Below are 16,212 nucleotides of genomic sequence, written 5' to 3' on the forward strand. Positions count from 1 at the left end.
CTATTGCTCTTTGAGGAGATTATCAATAATCAGATAGAGCATTTCAGGAGTGATCTCATTGATATTAAGTTTGCTTTGGTAATTCGGCTGATTAAAGGTTTGACTATGATATCTTATCTCTCCTTTGAGGCTAGGATGTAAGATGAGATGATAATTGGTGTAAAAATTTGGTGGAGTAAAGCGAGATAGGTGGTTGCCATTTGAGATTGTAATGCAGGGAGTATTTAGAGCAGTTGCCAGATGGGGTGCAGAGGTTTCATTAGAGATTAACATATTGCTATAATTGATGATTGCCCCTAATTCTAAAAGTGTGATTTTCCCTACGAGATTATGAATTTTGAGTTTTGAAAGATTAGGAATTCCAGATTCAATTATTTTTGCATTTTGTATATCTTCTTTACCTGAACATAAGACAATATGATGATGGTATTTTTTGATGATATAGCAAGCAATGTTGGAAAAATTTTTTATATCCCATTTTCTAAATTCCATACCTGCACCGATAAAAAGCACAATATAGGGTGATGAAATCTTGAAGGTTTGTTTAAGAAAATTAAAAGAGGGCAAATCGTTAGGATTTATAGAAAGCTTGATTTCAATTTTTGTTTTTAATAAATGCTCAAAAAATTCCCTATTTCTATCAAATTCAAATAAAATTTCGTTTTTATTTGGGAGCAAGCGATTAAAAATTTTATCGGCTTTTTGTTTGGATTTTAAAGTAGTATTGGAACAATCACCTTGAGGAGCTATTTTTTCTCTTGCACGGATAATTTTTGATAAGAAAATGTCTGTATGCAGATCTCTAGAGTAGATGGGGTCGAGTAGGTAATCATAAGTTATCTTGGTAACAGAGGCAATAAATTTTGCTCTATAAAAAGGATTTTTAAGAAAAGCATTCCTATCAAACCAGATAAACTGATCAATAAACTTGCCGTCTAAGTGCAAGGCAAAATCTTGATAAATACTATTTCCCAAAAAAGTGATTTGATAATTGGGATAAAATTTTTTTAAGACTTCTAAAAAATTTCGAAATAAAATATAGTCTCCAATAGCATCAGTTCGAATGATAATCAAGGATTGGGGATTAAATTTTGGCGCAGTATGGCAGGCGCAAGAATCTATAATTGAAAATATTAAATTTCTGATTTTCTTTAAAATTTTTTTAAAGAAAGTTTTCATCGACTTTCTTTGATATTTCGGGCAATTAAAAAACTATAGATATGGAGTAGATAGAGATAAGAAAGAAAACTATAGAGGATTAAAGTTTGTTTGCCCCCCCCCCCTCCTAAGATATCTTCATAAGCTTTAATATACATTTTAGCAACTAATGAAGATTCAAAATGTTCTAAAACTTTTTTTCGTGCATTTTGACTGATTAATTTATAGGAAGCAGGAGAAAGATTTAAAATCCATTCAATGCCTTTGGCCAAATCATTGCAGTCAAATTTTTTTGCTAAGTAACCATTTTTTTGGTGTTCTATCATATCAGAATTTCCTCCTGTATCAAAAGCCACTACGGGTGTGCCACAAGATAAGGATTCCATAATTGTATTGCTTAGGTTTTCTGCCAAACTTGGCACAATAACTATATCTGCAGCGTTATAAATTAATTTTAAACTGATATCATCGTGGAGATAGCCCAAATAATGAGTTTCGATTGTTTCGTTATCTTTTGAATCGTTTGTTCCATTTTTGCTTGCTCCAAAAATAATCGTTCTAATTTCTTGTTTGTTTTTTAAAATTTTGAGAGCTTCTTTAAGTTGCACATAACCTTTTCTACCGATTGCAGTGGCATTAATCGCTCCAAATACAATGGTTTTTTTAGAATTAGAAAGCTTTAAGATTTCAAGTGCAATATCTTTGTTTATTGGGCAATAAAGTTCAGTATTGATGGGATTGGGAAGATTGATAATTTTTTTATTTTTTAAAAGAGCAGAATTTTTTGCACATTGGGAGATCCAATGGCTGAGACCATTGATAGTTAGATTGAGATTTTTATAAGTTTTATTTTTTGTCTCAAAAGTGTGGTAGCTCAAATCAAAGGAAAATTTTGAATCCAATAATGGGCATTTTTTGCAGTGATTGCCAACCTGTATGCAAGTCGTTGGTACTATGTGACAGCCGCCTGTATATGCGTTGGCATCGTGCAAACTCCAAATGAGTGGGGCTTTGATTTTTTTTAAATCTTTGATATTGAAAAAACCATTATTAATCCAATGTAGATGAACAATATCAGGATTGATTTTTTCAATAGCCTTGAGTAAAACATTGTTACTTAAACCATTGGCAGAGAATATGTCTTTATGCCTTTTAGGATAAAATAACAAAGGTAAGGAGGCTATTAAAGGACGGAGTTTTTCCATTATTTTTTGTGGTTTTGTTTTTGCAAGGCGTAAAACATTTATTGAATCGCTACTTTTATCTTGGACAAGCATAATTGATTCTATGGGTTTATTTAATTCAGATAGGGCAAGGAGGCTTAAATGTAGCCTTAAGGCTGCTCTTCCTGCTCCGCCAAAATCTTGGGATACTAAATGTAATATTTTCAATAAGATTTCCAAAATTTTTTGCGAGGAAAGATAATTTTTTCAATTTGTTTTTTAAGAAATCTTAAGGGTCGATAAAGATAAATTTTTTTTAAAAATGGTTCTAAAAAATCTCTGCGAAAAGAATAAAAAACTTTATGATGCATTTTGCCTATAGTTGTATCATAGGGTAAATTTTTAGTCAGACTTGGGTAAAAATCCATCGCAAGTACTTGGTTTTGCAATTCTATATCTTCAACGCAATGCTCGCCTCTTCCATCGTGACCTCTATTGACAGACAAAGGTTCAATAGGAAATAATGTATAACGCTTGGATTTTAGCATATTGTAGCAGATGATCGCATCACCATATTTTTTTTTCTTATTGAGCATATCAAGTAAAATTGGGAGCATATGAGTGGAGATATTATTAAAAGCTTTTATTTGCTCTTTGTCCTTAAGAAATGAATCAACATCTTTTAACTCCCAATCAATGCTTTCATATCTGTCTTTCCAGATCGCACTTCCCCAGGGTGAGTAAATTTTAAGCAAAAATACATCGTAGGGATATTCTTTTGGTATTTTAATTTTATGGTGTCTGTGCGAAGCAATTGAAATAATTCTTTGATCATCTTTATAAAATTCTAGGGCATTATTCATATATTCTAAAAATCGATTGGAAACTAATATATCATCTTCAAAGAAAATAACCTTATCATATTTGCTAAATAGATATTTCATTGCATCTTGGGCGGAATTAAAACTACCTTTGTTATGATCCCAAAAAATCCCCTCTACCTTTTGAAATCCTTTAATATTTTTAATATATTCCCTGATTTGCGAAATTATTTTTTTATGCTCTTCTTGATATGCATAATCTGAGACGATATAAAGATCGGTTTTGTTGCACTCATTGTTTGTTTTTAATGATGCGATTGCATTTTGAAGGCAATCAAGCCTATCATAAACAGTGATAAGAACAGGGGCAAGCGAGCTCAATTTCTTCAAACCTTTTCTTAAAAATAATGAATGGAAATTATAGCATATCAGGAATGAAAGTCGCGATAAATCTTCCCATTTATTTGGTCTTTAGAGAAGGCAATAAAATAATTATTCCTGAGATCGGGCTTGTTATAGGATAGAATCTTTTTTGTTTCTATATCTAAGATGATTCCCCCGCTTTCAGAGAGAATAATATCGCTTGCTGCAGTATCCCATTCTTTTGTACCATTGAATCTTGGGTAGATATCAGCCTTTTTTGAAGCAAGAGCACATAGCTTAAGTGATGAACCTAATTTAAGGGTTTCAAGATTGTAGCGCTGAATGAATTCTTGGGTTTCTTTAGTATTGTGAAAATTGCTTATGCAAGCGATAGGCTTTCTTGAATTGTTTGCATTGAAGCAGTTTAAAGAAATAGAATTATCTGGATTAAATGTTTCTTGTATTTGACAAAAATAAGCACCATTGTTTTTGGTTGCATAATAGAGTTCTTTAAGAGCTGGGGCATAGACAACACCAAGAATAGGGAGATTGTTTTTTAAAAGTGCGATATTAACAGTAAAACCATCGTTTTGAGCTAGAAAATCTTTAGTGCCATCAAGGGGATCTAAAAGCCATAAAAATGGCAAATCTTTTCTATCTTGATATTCCATAGGATCCTCTTCAGAGCAGACAGGCGCATAATTCATTTTTTGGAGTTCGTGAGTAAGAAAATAATGCGATTGTAAATCTGCTTGACTCAAGGGAGTTCCATCTTTTTTAAGTTCAAAGTGTGTATTTTTATAATATTTTAGGATAATTTTACCTGCTTGTAGAGCTAATTCAATAACTGAATATAAAAAATCTTGTTTTATAAGCATACTTTTAAATCTTCCAAAACGTCTATTTCTGTCCAACCTCTGTGGATAAAAACAGGCGAAGCATTTTGATAATTATGAATAAGGGCTTGCAAAAAACTTGTCATATACATATTGTCAAAATCTTTTCCATCATAAATGGCGTTTTTATCGAGAGTTTCATAAAAGTCAATTACAACAGATAAAAAATCATACGAAATTTTAAAAAGACCAATATATTGCCCTTGTATCTCTTGAATGGATGTTGGTTTTTTGCCGATTTCTACGATTTTATCTCCTTTGATTTTTAGTGTTTCAGCATCAATCAGAGGATCTTCAAAACGCTCTCTCCAGAGTTTTTCCCAGTCTTTATCTATAATGATTGCAAGTTCTGCTTTAAAATTTTTCAATTTTTCAACAACATTATGTTTGTAAATAATATCTGCATAAGAAATAATTAAATCTTGTTTATCATTTACGCATTCAAGCATAAAATCTTTTGCACAAAACATTGTGGCAACCATATTGGTTACCATAAAACGATCATTGATAAAAAATCGTAGATTGTTATCTTTGAGATAATTTTGCAAAACCGGATATAAATAACCGCCTACAATAGCAATTTCTTCAATGCCATTGCATTTGAGAGCATCGAGTTCATAATCAATAATGGGCTTATTTTGGTAAGGAACCATACATTTAGGAATCGTATTTGTAAGTGGTGCTAACCTCGTACCTCTGCCTGCTGCTAAAATAAGAGCTTTCATCTTTTGACCTCTTTTAAAAAATTTTTCCAAATCATTTGGGAAGGAAAGGTTTGCGTTTTTTCCCGTTCTATATGCCACATTATGCCAAAAATTGGCAGTGAATTGTGTTGATACGCTTCAATACTGCCATCTTTTCCAAGTGCTAGGGGAATGAGATTTTCTCCTAGTTTTGTGATGGCAAAATTATGGTAAGAATTGACGTCATATTCGTTATTGTCTTCTAGGAGGACAATAGGGTGGGCGGGGGTGATGTGATGATTTTTTTGACAAAGTGTAGAATCAAAAAAATGTGCAATCATTTGCGCACCTCTACAAATACCCAATAAAGGTAGTTTTTTTTTCAGGCAATGTTTAATGATTTTTGTTTCATATGCATCTCGTTTTTTATTAATGGTTTGAGGATTTAATGCATATAAATCGTTTCCGCCACTGAAAATAACGGCATTGATTTTTTCAACATATCTCTCAAAAGGAACGCTATAGCTTAAGGGTAAAAAATCAAGATCGTTGAAAAATTCTCCCCATTCGCAACTCAAGGCTTCTCGAATTTCATAATAGCTTGGATTTTCTTCAAGTCTTTGAGTGATGCCTATCATAGGATAAATACCTGCCGATTGAGAGAATCAATACGCAGTTTTGTTGCTTTTTTATATTGAGAGAATTTTTCTTCACCTACCCCAATAACGGCGGGCAATGAAATTTCTGAACATCTAATAGCCATATGGGAATTTGCACCACCATAACAAGTGATGAGGCCAGCGATATTTTTTGCAAACAAAAAGTCATATCCCGGATCGGCGGAATGGATAAGTACGATTTTGTTTTCTAAATCTTTGTCATTTTCGCTAGCAGTGGGTGCAACAATAGTTTTAGTGGTAATATAATTGGGTTCTGTTTTTGTATTTTCAAAGTAAAATACGTCTTGGGCATTTAAGATAATAGAGGGGAGTTTTAGCGCAGCTGTAGTCTCATATTCTTTTTTATTTCTTTTGATATCGTTTAAAAAATATTCTTCAATATCGGTTTTATAAAGGCTTGATTGAAGCGAAAGAATAGAACGAATATCTAGATGGGCTAAATCTTGTTTGGAAATACTTGTTTCTTTTGCAAGATCGCTTATTAAATCTAAGATAATTGAAAGAGTTTTTGTAAATTTGAATTTTACTGATTCTCTGCCTTCAATCACTGTTTTTAAGAAGATAAAAAGTTCCTCTGCATTCAGATAAAGCCCATTTTGCTTGAGTAAAATATCTAATTCTTTGGATTTTTTGAAGTTTAACTTGAAATTTGTCTTTTGGGCGGGTTTGGGCAGTAAAGAATTATGTGAAAAATACTCCTCAAATGCATCTTTATATGACGGAGAAAGAATATTGTAAGTTCCAGCCCTTAAATGTCCGTATTTTTCTATAAATTTTTCTTTTGCTATTTGTTTTTGAGAGAGTTTATAAACATCAAAAGCGAGTTCTTTGCTAACTGTATTTAAGGAAAGTAAGAAATCATCTTTTTCTTGAGTAGTGAAAAAACCTGTTTCAACCAATGAATTTAAAATTTGCATTGCTATAAATGCAGCTCTTGCAACCCCTGCAAAAGGCAATGTTCCAAAACGCTTACAATCTTCAATTAGCCAATAAATTTTATCAATCGTGCATAAGGAAGATTGCATAACGGCTTGAGTGCGCTCCTCTAAGCGATTTACCCGATTAAGATCCTTGAGATAAAGACCGGTTCTGCTATCAAGAATATTGTTTGTGAGTTCTAAAAGAGAAAATTCTATTCTTTTGAGTTCATTTTGATTGAAATCATATTTTTTAAGTTTGAGTAGCTTTTTGGGTAGATTTAAATCATAACAGGATAAAACAATTTCAAATTCAATTTTGTCGTGCAAATGTGGTTTTTTTGATAATGAATCAAGATAGTAATTTACAAGCTTATCAGCAATGGCATCATCTAAGCTTTTAGGAATAAATGAATTAAAAGAAAGTCGTACATCAATATAAGGAATGCCTAAAAAAGAATACATTAATGGGTGAGAGCGAAGATTTCTATATCCGTAGTTATCTCTTTGGTAAGCCCAAATATTGTCTGTAACCAGTTCTTTATAGAGAGAAATAGCAAGTCTTTTGGGCTTTAGTCCGATGATTTCAGCTGGATTCCAGTCTGGCATAATGCCAAAGATTGTTTTATTTCCTAGAATATGAGGATGTTTTTGTTTGAGAGAATTGATCTTTATAGAAAGTTTTTGTAAGGCTTTATCAGTAATAGAGTTAAAAAAGATATCTTTGTTTTTCATTATTAATGGTCTGACTTGTAAAATGTAGATATCTTCTGAAACAATGGCAAATTCTACATCCAAATAATTATTATCAAAAATTTCTTCCAATTCTAAGATGGCTTCTTTAAGTTTGGCAATCAGATGATTTTTGGGTTTATGGCTTCGATGTGAGACAATATGGATTAGATCTGATTTTATGCCTGCAGTCACACTATTTGTATTGCCACTAGGATCATAATCTATACAAAAATATGGTGCTCCATTGTCTTTATCTGCACTAAAAGCAACCCCGCACATTTGAGGATTTTTGAGCATAGGCTGGATCAAAATAAGATTTTTGCCCTCTCCCATTGAGTCTTTTACTGCTTTTAAAGCCTGTAGGACACTTTTTTTATCGGAAGTAGGAATATTTCCAATGCTTAAAAATGCTCCTGCTTGAGAGGATTCTAAAGTATCTTCATTTGAAGCTGAGCTTCTTATGATGATAGTTTCTCCAAGTTTGGAGATATCAGTCATAATAGCTTCAATATTGTCATCGAGTGTTTCTGTTTGGATTAAGCACAAAGGTAGAATTTTTGCTTTTTTAATGATGGGTGATAGGGCAGCTAGATTTTCTCCTTTGGTTTTAAAGCTTAATTTTTTCAAATAGATTCCTTCAATTTACTTTTTTAGCACTCCAACATCGGGTGGTATATTTGATGTCGAACTCAGTGGGTAGTTGGTGTTTCATCTGATAGGATATTTTTTCGAATAATTCGGCACCTTCAGGAGTATCCAAGTCCCAATAGGGATTTTTTACACTTTTCCAAGCAAGGATATAGTTCTCAATATCTTGATGAAAATAAAAATCTTGCTCCAAATAAATGATATTATCAAAAAGATGTTTATGTTGCTCAATAATTGGTCTTTGATCTTCGCGCCTTGTGCCAGTTTGATAATTGGGAATTAAAGAAAGAATAATATTTTGAGCAATTTCCTGGATAGGATCATTCAAATCTCGATGATTCCACATACAAGAAAAATATCCCTGTTTCCTTAGGACTCGATATGCCTCTTTAAGTGCAAGAGACCGATCCATTACATTGAAACTGCTACCAAAAGTTACCCAATCAAAATTTTCTGAGTCCAAAGTGCTGTCAATACCTATGGCGCGAACCCAAGTAATATTTTGATTTTTTGTTCTTTCCATTCCAATTTCTCTCATAGCATCGTTAGGCTCTACAGCTGTCACTTCACATTCTCTTTCTGATAACATAATGCTTAAGTTACCTGTACCTGCGCCTATATCTGCGACACGGATTACTTTGCCCCCCCCCCCCTTGTTTTTTGCGATAAGATTGATTAACATATCAATGCTTTCTGGTGCATAATTTGGGCGGTAACTATAGTATTTTGCGTGCTTAGTGTAATCCCAATTTTGTTCGACAATTTTTTTCATTTTTTATCCTTTTGTATTAATTTGATTTTTGTGCTGTCCATGCACGGATTTTATATGGAATTTCAATGATATTCAAATGAGAAATTTTAGATTCTATCATTGCAAGTATTTCTTTCCATCTCTTTTCTCCTGCTTGAGCCTGAATATCATTGACAGATTTCCAAGCACCCATATAACGTTCTTTACTCATCATTTCTAGATAGTCGCATTCCATAAAGAAGCAATCTTGAAAATCTCCTGTAGAGACAAGTATTTCTTCCCATTTTTTTGCATTTTGTTTTCCTGAACTTACTCTTTTGAGTTCGGGAACTATTTTTTTTATTTCCTCTTCAATTTTATAAAAAATTGAATCTTCCAAAATATTGCGAGGATTCCAAATCGCACTAAAATAACCATTATTTTTCAGAATACGGGCAAATTCAGGGAGAGATTTTTCAGGATCAGTCCAATGAAATGAACTCGCCATAATTACCCAGTTTGCAGATTTATCAGGCATAAGAGTGTTTTCGCCATCACCTTTTTTCCAGATGACTGAAGTATTTTTTGTATATTTTTCTCCTTCAGACCTCATTGCGTCGTTTGGCTCTATGGCTGTAACTTTAAGATTGAAGTTTGCCAACATTTTTGTAAGTTTGCCTGTGCCTGCTCCGACTTCTGTCACTTCAAATTCCTTTCTTTCGATCTGTTTGGGATTGACACATAAAAGAAGTTTTTCCAAAAGCATTGAGCTGTAGGCAGGTCTGTTGTGGTAATGTTTGGCTACCTCAGTAAAATCACCTTGATTCATTATTATCCTTTGTAGTTGAATTTGAAAATATATCAATATTATATTGTTGTAAAAATTTTTGCGTATAGATAAACTCTGCTAGAAATTCAGGCTTTTCTCTTCTGATAAAGGAAAGTTCGTCATAGATTTTATACGCCAATTTTAGGGAAAAATCTCGATTGGAACTAAGAGAATCAATGATTTTGCTTTCAGTAAATATAAATGTTTGATGTTTGGCAATTTGTTTTAAGGCATAATCAATATATTGTTTGATGCAATCATCGGTTTTTTTGATTGAATTTTCAGGGGGAACTTTGGAACTTGACGCGATAAGAACCAATGGGTATTGAGGAAAATCTTTCACAATAATATTATTTTTGATAATCGTATATGATTTTGGAATTTTTTGATATTCGCTTAAATTTGTGTCTGTGTCCATTTCTTTTCTACTATTGGTTTGAAGTCTTGAGTGAGTGCAGAGGATAAAATCATAACCATCGATATTAAAAACGTGAGGAAAACAACGCGGGAATAAAGAGCCTTTAACAACGCTCTCATTGTCTGCACCCCCCCCCCCATTGGTCTTATAGTTAAATCGATTGGCAATATTTTTTAGAGTAACAGGCATATTTTTATCATCAATATCACACATTCTGATGTAAGAAACATCTGTGATGATATGATCAATAAGCTTTCTTGTGGAAGCAAAATAAAACATTATATGAGGGTTGTTATTAATCACTTGAAATAATTTATTTGTCGCATCTTCTTGAGAATTGATTTGTGAAATACATTGAAACATTGTCACATTTACATTGCTTTTGATAACAGAGATCGGATCGCGGATGATTTGATACAGAGGAACTTTTTTTCGGAGAGTTCCTAAGATGTTTTTTGCATTTTTATTTAGGGGAGTTTTATCCAATACCAAGCCATCAAAATTGCGATAAAATATAAATGGTCTAATGACTTCGTGAGACCATATTTCCATAGGTTTGGCTCCAATTTTCTCAAGATAATATATCAATGCAGTCATTCCTAAGCCGTGACCGCCAATGAGGATATAGCGATAATTTTGAGGATGAGGAAAAAAATTGGTAAGGCTTAAAGATTTTTTCAAAAATGGTATTTTTGTCCATAAAAAACCCCATTTTCTGCCTTTGATGATTCTCAAGAAAGAGTTTGCTTTTCTGCAAATAGTATTCATAAACATTAATTATATCTTTGAGATTGATATTATGAGCTGTTTTTTACGGAGCGTCATTTTGACATTGACCCCTCTCAGGTATTTTTATACTTAAAAATTTATTGTAGTATACCCAATTTTCAGGAATTTGCGGTGTATTTTTTCTGATGCCTGAAACTTCATATTCTAATAATTGATTAAATTTATCATATAAGACTGGGTCATTTTCAAAATATTTTAAAACATCATTTTCGTTTATTTTTAATTCTTCATATCTTGCAAATTTTTCTTTGATTTGTATTGCGTAATCGTTGATTTTTTCTAGAATAAAATCAAGAGCATTTTTATTTTTAAGTATTTTTTTTCGAATATCTCGCTTATTTTTTCCGATTAAACAAATAGAGATCATTTGTTCTTGAAGGTGTGGGCTAGAAAATTTTTCTACTAAAAAAATAAATTTTTTATGCAATGTATTTTCATAAGGAAGAATTTTAAGATATACATCACAAGGCATAATTTTATTCTTTGAAAAAAAGAAATCTTTTTCAATATTCAATGCTAGGGAATCTGCAATTTTTTTGGAAAAAATTTCGTTGGAATCTGGAGCGGGGAGTCCTATTTTTTGACATACTTTTTTCATTGTATCAAAAGCTTTTTGAGCAGAAAGTTCTTTCATATCAATATAAATAAGCTCTTGAGTGAGGGATGAGAATTGTTTAGGGGAGGTTGTAAATATAAAATGATGAGGCATTTGTGCATATGACTCTAAATAAGATTTTAGGACTTCTTGGATAGAAACATTATCCCCCCCCCCCATCAGGTTAGAAGCTAGTGTCATATTGACACCACTGCGAATAATTGAAATAGGGTCTCTTACTAAGCAAAATACTGGGACTTTATGGTCAAGTTTTGTGATAAATTTTAAGGTTGAGGGCAAATGAGAAATATCTCTATCTGAAACAATGCCATATATTTTTCTCCAACTAAAAAAAGCTGTTTTATCCATACAGCCTATATCAAATTTTCTCATAGGATATGCATTACAGGCTTGCAAGAAGTGCCAAAAAGCATTTCTGCCTGTTCCGTGTGAAGCAAGCATTATATACCGATATCGATGAGGTTTGAGAGTGTTGGTCCAGAGTGATATCTTTTTGCCCAAAATAGCAGCAATGATTCTATCATATTCGCCAAATTCGATGCATTGTGCTAAAGATTGATATTTCTTTTTAAGTATTTGAATCAAATTGATGATTTCCTGTATTTTATTTAGAGTTTTAAAAAGTCTTGATAGTATATCCAATTCTCAAAAATATGAGGGGCATTCTTTCTGATGATATCGGTTTGGTCTTTTAAAATTTTTTTGAGATGGGTTAAAGTTTTGGGATGGGATTTTAAATATTCAAATACATTATTTTCGGTAAGTTTGTATTGATTATAGTAATCTTGAATATTTTGGACTTTTTGTAAATATTTTTCTGTTTCCTTGTTTATTTCATCAATTATTTCAGGGGTTTTTCGAATGGGTTTTTCAGTAGAAATATAGAGTCGTCTTTGTGGGAATTGTTTTGATATATAGGCTTTATTCAGATAAAATCTAGTATCTTTTTTGTTGTAAATGACTTCTGGATCTTTGGGATCAAAAATTCCTTCAAAACTTGAAATCATTATTTTTTGGTTGGATACCTTGAAGCAGTAAGGAAAACACCTGCTGAAAGAGTCATTGACTTTAATCAAAAGTTTTTCTTGATCGGATGGGGGAACGATATCAAAGAATTTAGCAATTTTATGCATAGTGTTTATCGTTGATTCTCCCATCAACTCTTTTGTATCTATATAGAGAACTTCAGACGTGGCGTCAGCCATTTGGGAGATATTTTTTTCAAAGCACACTGTGCTGTTTAAAAAAGATTCATCATCAAGAAAGTTTTTTATGTAGTTTTTATGGACATCAAATTCATTATGAAACATATCCCTTAAGACACAATAATTAATATGGGATATCAATGCAGATATAGGATCTCTGACTAAACATACGGCAGGAACTTTTTTATTCAAATGTGTTTTTATGTAAGATGTTTTATTTGCACCATAACCATCTTGCGTAAAACCCCATTTTCCATAGCCATTACCCTTGAAGAGATGCCAATAAACTTCAAAGGTAATCTGCTGGTTGCAATATTCAGGGTGTAAAAGATGCATTGGCATAGGAAGGACATTTTTAGGTTTATTGTCTGGGGGGGGGGGGACAGATTTACAGAGCGAAATAAAATATAGCAGTGAGTGCAAACCTACACCGTGTGTGCCTATGATTAAAAAAGAATATGTCTGGGGGAGAGGCAAACGTTGCTTTAAGGATGAAGGAATCCTATGTGCAATAGAACGTACAATCTTTTTAAATTCTCTATTTTTGATTTTATGAAAAAGACGTTGCAATTTTGTTATTATCATCTTTGAAGCCTTTTATTATAAAAATTTTACAGGAAGAATTTGATGTTCTTTTATAAAATGAAGTATTTGATTTGTTTTTTCTTCAAGATTATCTAATCTGTTATTGTTGATAATCATATCTGGGGAAGGCGTATCATAAGGGATATCTATACCCACGACATTTTTGATTTGTTTTTGGATGGCTTGAGAATATAGGTTTTTTTGATCTCTTTTTATGAGCTCATCAAGATCACATTGTATATAGATTTCAAGGTAGGAGTTAAATTTTTTGCGATTGTATTGATAAATTTCTTCAAAAAGAGATATGGTTGTTGCGATAACATTAATTCCTTGAGATGCTAAAAAATGGCAAAGATCTGCTCGTTTAAGCGCAACTTTTATTCGAGATTGTTTGTCGTGTTTGAAATGTCCAAAAAGTTCTCTGAATCCATCGCCATCTAGATACACAAGGTTGGAAAAAGTTGGCTTCAATTTATCGTAGAGATTTTTTCCTATAGTGCTTTTGCCACTCCCGGCAAGACCGTTTATCCAAATAATAAGCCCGTGTTTCATTTTTTGGTATTGTCCTTGTTTCAGTGATTAATTATTTTTTATTATAGCAATTTATATTGCTTGTCCGGCTTTTTTTCCGCTAAGGAAGCTTTGATCGCTCCAAAAGTAATCCCATTCTCCAAACCTGCCACAAGAAAGTAATCCTATAGAGCTTAAATAATCTGCAATAATTTGACGTTTTTCTTCCATTTGGTGGGTAAAAATAACATTGGCGTAAGGAAGAATTCTTACATCTTTGGCAATAATATCAGATTCTTTGCACAATCCCATTTTAATGAATTTTTCTATTGTATGTTCTAAAAAGAATTTTTTTATTTGTTCTTCGGATAGTTTTTTTAGCTTGCTATCCAATGCATTGATAGGCTTTAATGGAGAAAAATAAATTTCGGCTTGCAGACTGCTGCAGTTTTTTGGAGCATTTGCGGGACTTTTATTTGAGGGACTATATACTCTTGAGGGTAAAATATCTTCATCATAAATATAAAACCATAAGTTTTTGACTGCAATTTTTTTATTGAATCCAAGCGAAACAATTGCTCCTGAAGTTGCAAACAAATCTTTTTTGGCTTCTTGAATATTCTTGGGGCATTGAACAATTAAATTTGGCAAAGAGGGCAGAGGAAGAGTGGAGATAATTTTGTCAAAATGTTTTGAATCTCCTGTTTTGAAGGTTAATGTTTTTGATTCCATATCAATACTGCTGACTTCATAGTTATAGAGAATATGGCACTGGTTTGCAAAGAGCTTAAAAAATGATCGATATTGTCCGCATTTGGGGTATCTTTGTTCTTTGGCATAATAAGTACAAGGTGTATTATTGCTCATTGCTCCATAAAGAATTTCTTCAATATTTGGGCGATAAAGGCGATCCCCAACCCAAGAAACGCTAAGATTTTTTGCTTCTGTCGTCCAATATTTTCGGGTATAAGCCATTGGAAAATGTTCTGCAAAATAATCACCATATTGGAACTTTAGCCATTGTTCAAAATTTTTTGCTTCTCTTTTTTCTGTCGGGATTTCATAAACATTTTTAAGCATATCTTTGATGATTTTTACTTTTATTTCAGGATCAAGGGGATAGAGATTATTTTGAGCAGGATGCTTGATCTGAATATTTTTGTAATAGTTTATGGGATCAGGGGTGTGTAGGATCGGGGTTGCAGAACGATTAAAGTTGTCTTTTACATAAGGGTCGGAAGCAAATGAAAGATGTACAAAATGATCGAACCAAAATTTTCCCAATGTTGAATCAAGTTCAAATCCTCCACATAGCCCTCCCCAAAAAGATTCCTTTTCATAAATGACAACTTCATCATTAGGATATTTTTGTTGTGCGTGATATGCAGCAGAAATTCCAGCAATTCCAGCACCCAAGATAGCAATTTTTTGACTCATTTGTGTTCTCCAAAAGTTTTTTTAATCCCTTGTTCTAAGGTGATTTGAGGATTCCAATTTGGTAATTTCTGAAATTTTTCAGATAATAAGCTTGAAATAGGCTCTTGTATTTCATTTTGTCTTGGGGGATTTGCTCCCCAAATAATGTTGAGTTTTTTGGCTAAGACATTTTCAAAAATGTTTGCCAATTCTTTCAAACTATAGCGTGGAAAATTTTCTAAAGTGTAGATAATGGAAGGATCGAAACTTTCCTTATTGGTGATATTTTGTATCAAAATATCAAAACCATTGATCACATCATCGATATGACTGATGTCAATTTTTTGATTTCCTGCTGACATTGCTAAGGGTAGTTGATTTTGGATATTGTTTTGCCATAGATTGAAAATTTTAGGTCGAAAATCATTTATCCCGTAAGTATTGTAAAGCAACAGCTGCGAAAATTTTGTAGGCAGGCTTTGATTGTAAAAATTTATAATATCAAAAAATGCCTGTTTGCTTGCGTCATAGAGACTTGCTGGAGTGTATGTTGTTGTATTGGCAAATTGACTAAAGGTGAGTGTGTTGATAAAAAAATTCGGTGGGTTTATTTTGAGTGCTTCTAGGATTTGGGTGCCAAAGATGATATTTGATTCTAAAATCGCATCTAAATCTTCAATGCTATGATTGGATTTATAAAGGGTTGCCAAATGGATGACGCCTTCAAAATTTTCACATTCAAATAATTTGATAAGATTTTCAATATTCCCATCATATCGGTGTATTTTACAATAATCTTGAATGGCTTTTTGATTGCTATGGGGACGCAATAGTGCTGTGATATTATATTTTTGATGTAGTTTTAGGACAAAATTTGTTCCCACAAAGCCTGTTGCCCCTGTTATTAAGAGTTTCATAAGTCTATACTTTGAAAATTTTCAAAAATTGTTGAAATATTTTAAAAATATTTGCAATTCTTTGCCATTCTAATTTTGTGGCAAAATAGAAAGACTTGAGCATACAATTATTTTGAAGATTAAAAAGTATGCT

At 32.5% G+C, this 16,212-nt stretch carries 15 protein-coding genes; all 15 read right to left on the reverse strand.

Annotation, left to right across the window (positions count from 1 at the left end; all coding sequences use genetic code 11):
• The 15 genes from BKH41_RS04190 to BKH41_RS04260 are packed head-to-tail and all read right to left on the reverse strand — an operon-like array spanning position 1 to position 16,079.
• A complete protein-coding gene (locus BKH41_RS04190; protein WP_095297293.1) occupies positions 1 to 1,179 on the reverse strand; it encodes a glycosyltransferase family 9 protein in 1,179 nt (392 codons plus the stop codon).
• A complete protein-coding gene (locus tag BKH41_RS04195; protein WP_095297295.1) occupies positions 1,176 to 2,549 on the reverse strand; it encodes a glycosyltransferase in 1,374 nt (457 codons plus the stop codon). Before BKH41_RS04195 ends, BKH41_RS04190 begins: the two co-directional genes overlap by 4 nt.
• Positions 2,546 to 3,523 (reverse strand): glycosyltransferase, encoded by a 978-nt coding sequence (locus BKH41_RS04200; RefSeq protein WP_180762732.1) that lies wholly within the window; start codon positions 3,521 to 3,523, stop codon positions 2,546 to 2,548. Before BKH41_RS04200 ends, BKH41_RS04195 begins: the two co-directional genes overlap by 4 nt.
• 47 nt (positions 3,524 to 3,570) lie before the next feature.
• On the reverse strand, positions 3,571 to 4,383 hold the full coding sequence (locus BKH41_RS04205; RefSeq protein ID WP_095297299.1) for a 3'(2'),5'-bisphosphate nucleotidase CysQ: 813 nt from the start codon (positions 4,381 to 4,383) through the stop codon (positions 3,571 to 3,573).
• Positions 4,374 to 5,126: a phosphocholine cytidylyltransferase family protein gene (locus tag BKH41_RS04210; RefSeq protein WP_095297301.1), complete on the reverse strand. Its 753-nt coding sequence runs from the start codon at positions 5,124 to 5,126 to the stop codon at positions 4,374 to 4,376. The genes BKH41_RS04205 and BKH41_RS04210 overlap by 10 nt, the downstream gene beginning before the upstream one ends.
• Positions 5,123 to 5,722, reverse strand: a complete 600-nt coding sequence (locus BKH41_RS04215; RefSeq protein ID WP_095297303.1) for a gamma-glutamyl-CDP-amidate hydrolase — start codon at positions 5,720 to 5,722, stop codon at positions 5,123 to 5,125. The genes BKH41_RS04210 and BKH41_RS04215 overlap by 4 nt, the downstream gene beginning before the upstream one ends.
• Positions 5,719 to 8,043 (reverse strand): PEP-utilizing enzyme, encoded by a 2,325-nt coding sequence (locus BKH41_RS04220; protein WP_095297305.1) that lies wholly within the window; start codon positions 8,041 to 8,043, stop codon positions 5,719 to 5,721. The genes BKH41_RS04215 and BKH41_RS04220 overlap by 4 nt, the downstream gene beginning before the upstream one ends.
• A gap of 10 nt (positions 8,044 to 8,053) precedes the next feature.
• Entirely contained in the window at positions 8,054 to 8,836 is a 783-nt protein-coding gene (locus tag BKH41_RS04225) for a methyltransferase domain-containing protein (protein WP_095297307.1), read from the reverse strand.
• Positions 8,837 to 8,852: 16 nt separating this feature from the next.
• Complete coding sequence (locus BKH41_RS04230) at positions 8,853 to 9,623, reverse strand: class I SAM-dependent methyltransferase (protein WP_095297310.1); 771 nt, start codon at positions 9,621 to 9,623, stop codon at positions 8,853 to 8,855.
• Positions 9,610 to 10,815, reverse strand: a complete 1,206-nt coding sequence (locus tag BKH41_RS04235; protein ID WP_095297312.1) for a hypothetical protein — start codon at positions 10,813 to 10,815, stop codon at positions 9,610 to 9,612. The genes BKH41_RS04230 and BKH41_RS04235 overlap by 14 nt, the downstream gene beginning before the upstream one ends.
• A gap of 37 nt (positions 10,816 to 10,852) precedes the next feature.
• Positions 10,853 to 12,031 (reverse strand): DUF2972 domain-containing protein, encoded by a 1,179-nt coding sequence (locus tag BKH41_RS04240; RefSeq protein WP_143428706.1) that lies wholly within the window; start codon positions 12,029 to 12,031, stop codon positions 10,853 to 10,855.
• 23 nt (positions 12,032 to 12,054) lie between these two features.
• Positions 12,055 to 13,236, reverse strand: coding sequence for a DUF2972 domain-containing protein (locus BKH41_RS04245; protein WP_095297316.1), 1,182 nt, complete (start codon positions 13,234 to 13,236; stop codon positions 12,055 to 12,057).
• 15 nt (positions 13,237 to 13,251) lie between these two features.
• The gene (locus tag BKH41_RS04250) at positions 13,252 to 13,788 is read right to left on the reverse strand and encodes an adenylyl-sulfate kinase (RefSeq protein ID WP_095297318.1); all 537 of its coding nucleotides are present in this window, start codon (positions 13,786 to 13,788) and stop codon (positions 13,252 to 13,254) included.
• Between the two features lie 51 nt (positions 13,789 to 13,839).
• Positions 13,840 to 15,183, reverse strand: coding sequence for an FAD-dependent oxidoreductase (locus tag BKH41_RS04255; protein WP_095297320.1), 1,344 nt, complete (start codon positions 15,181 to 15,183; stop codon positions 13,840 to 13,842).
• Positions 15,180 to 16,079 carry an NAD(P)-dependent oxidoreductase gene (locus BKH41_RS04260; RefSeq protein WP_095297322.1) on the reverse strand — a complete coding sequence of 300 codons (900 nt, stop codon included), beginning with the start codon at positions 16,077 to 16,079 and terminating at the stop codon, positions 15,180 to 15,182. The genes BKH41_RS04255 and BKH41_RS04260 overlap by 4 nt, the downstream gene beginning before the upstream one ends.
• Between the last annotated feature and the right edge of the window lie 133 nt (positions 16,080 to 16,212).

The organism is Helicobacter sp. 12S02232-10 (assembly GCF_002272895.1).
Lineage (GTDB): Bacteria > Campylobacterota > Campylobacteria > Campylobacterales > Helicobacteraceae > Helicobacter_J.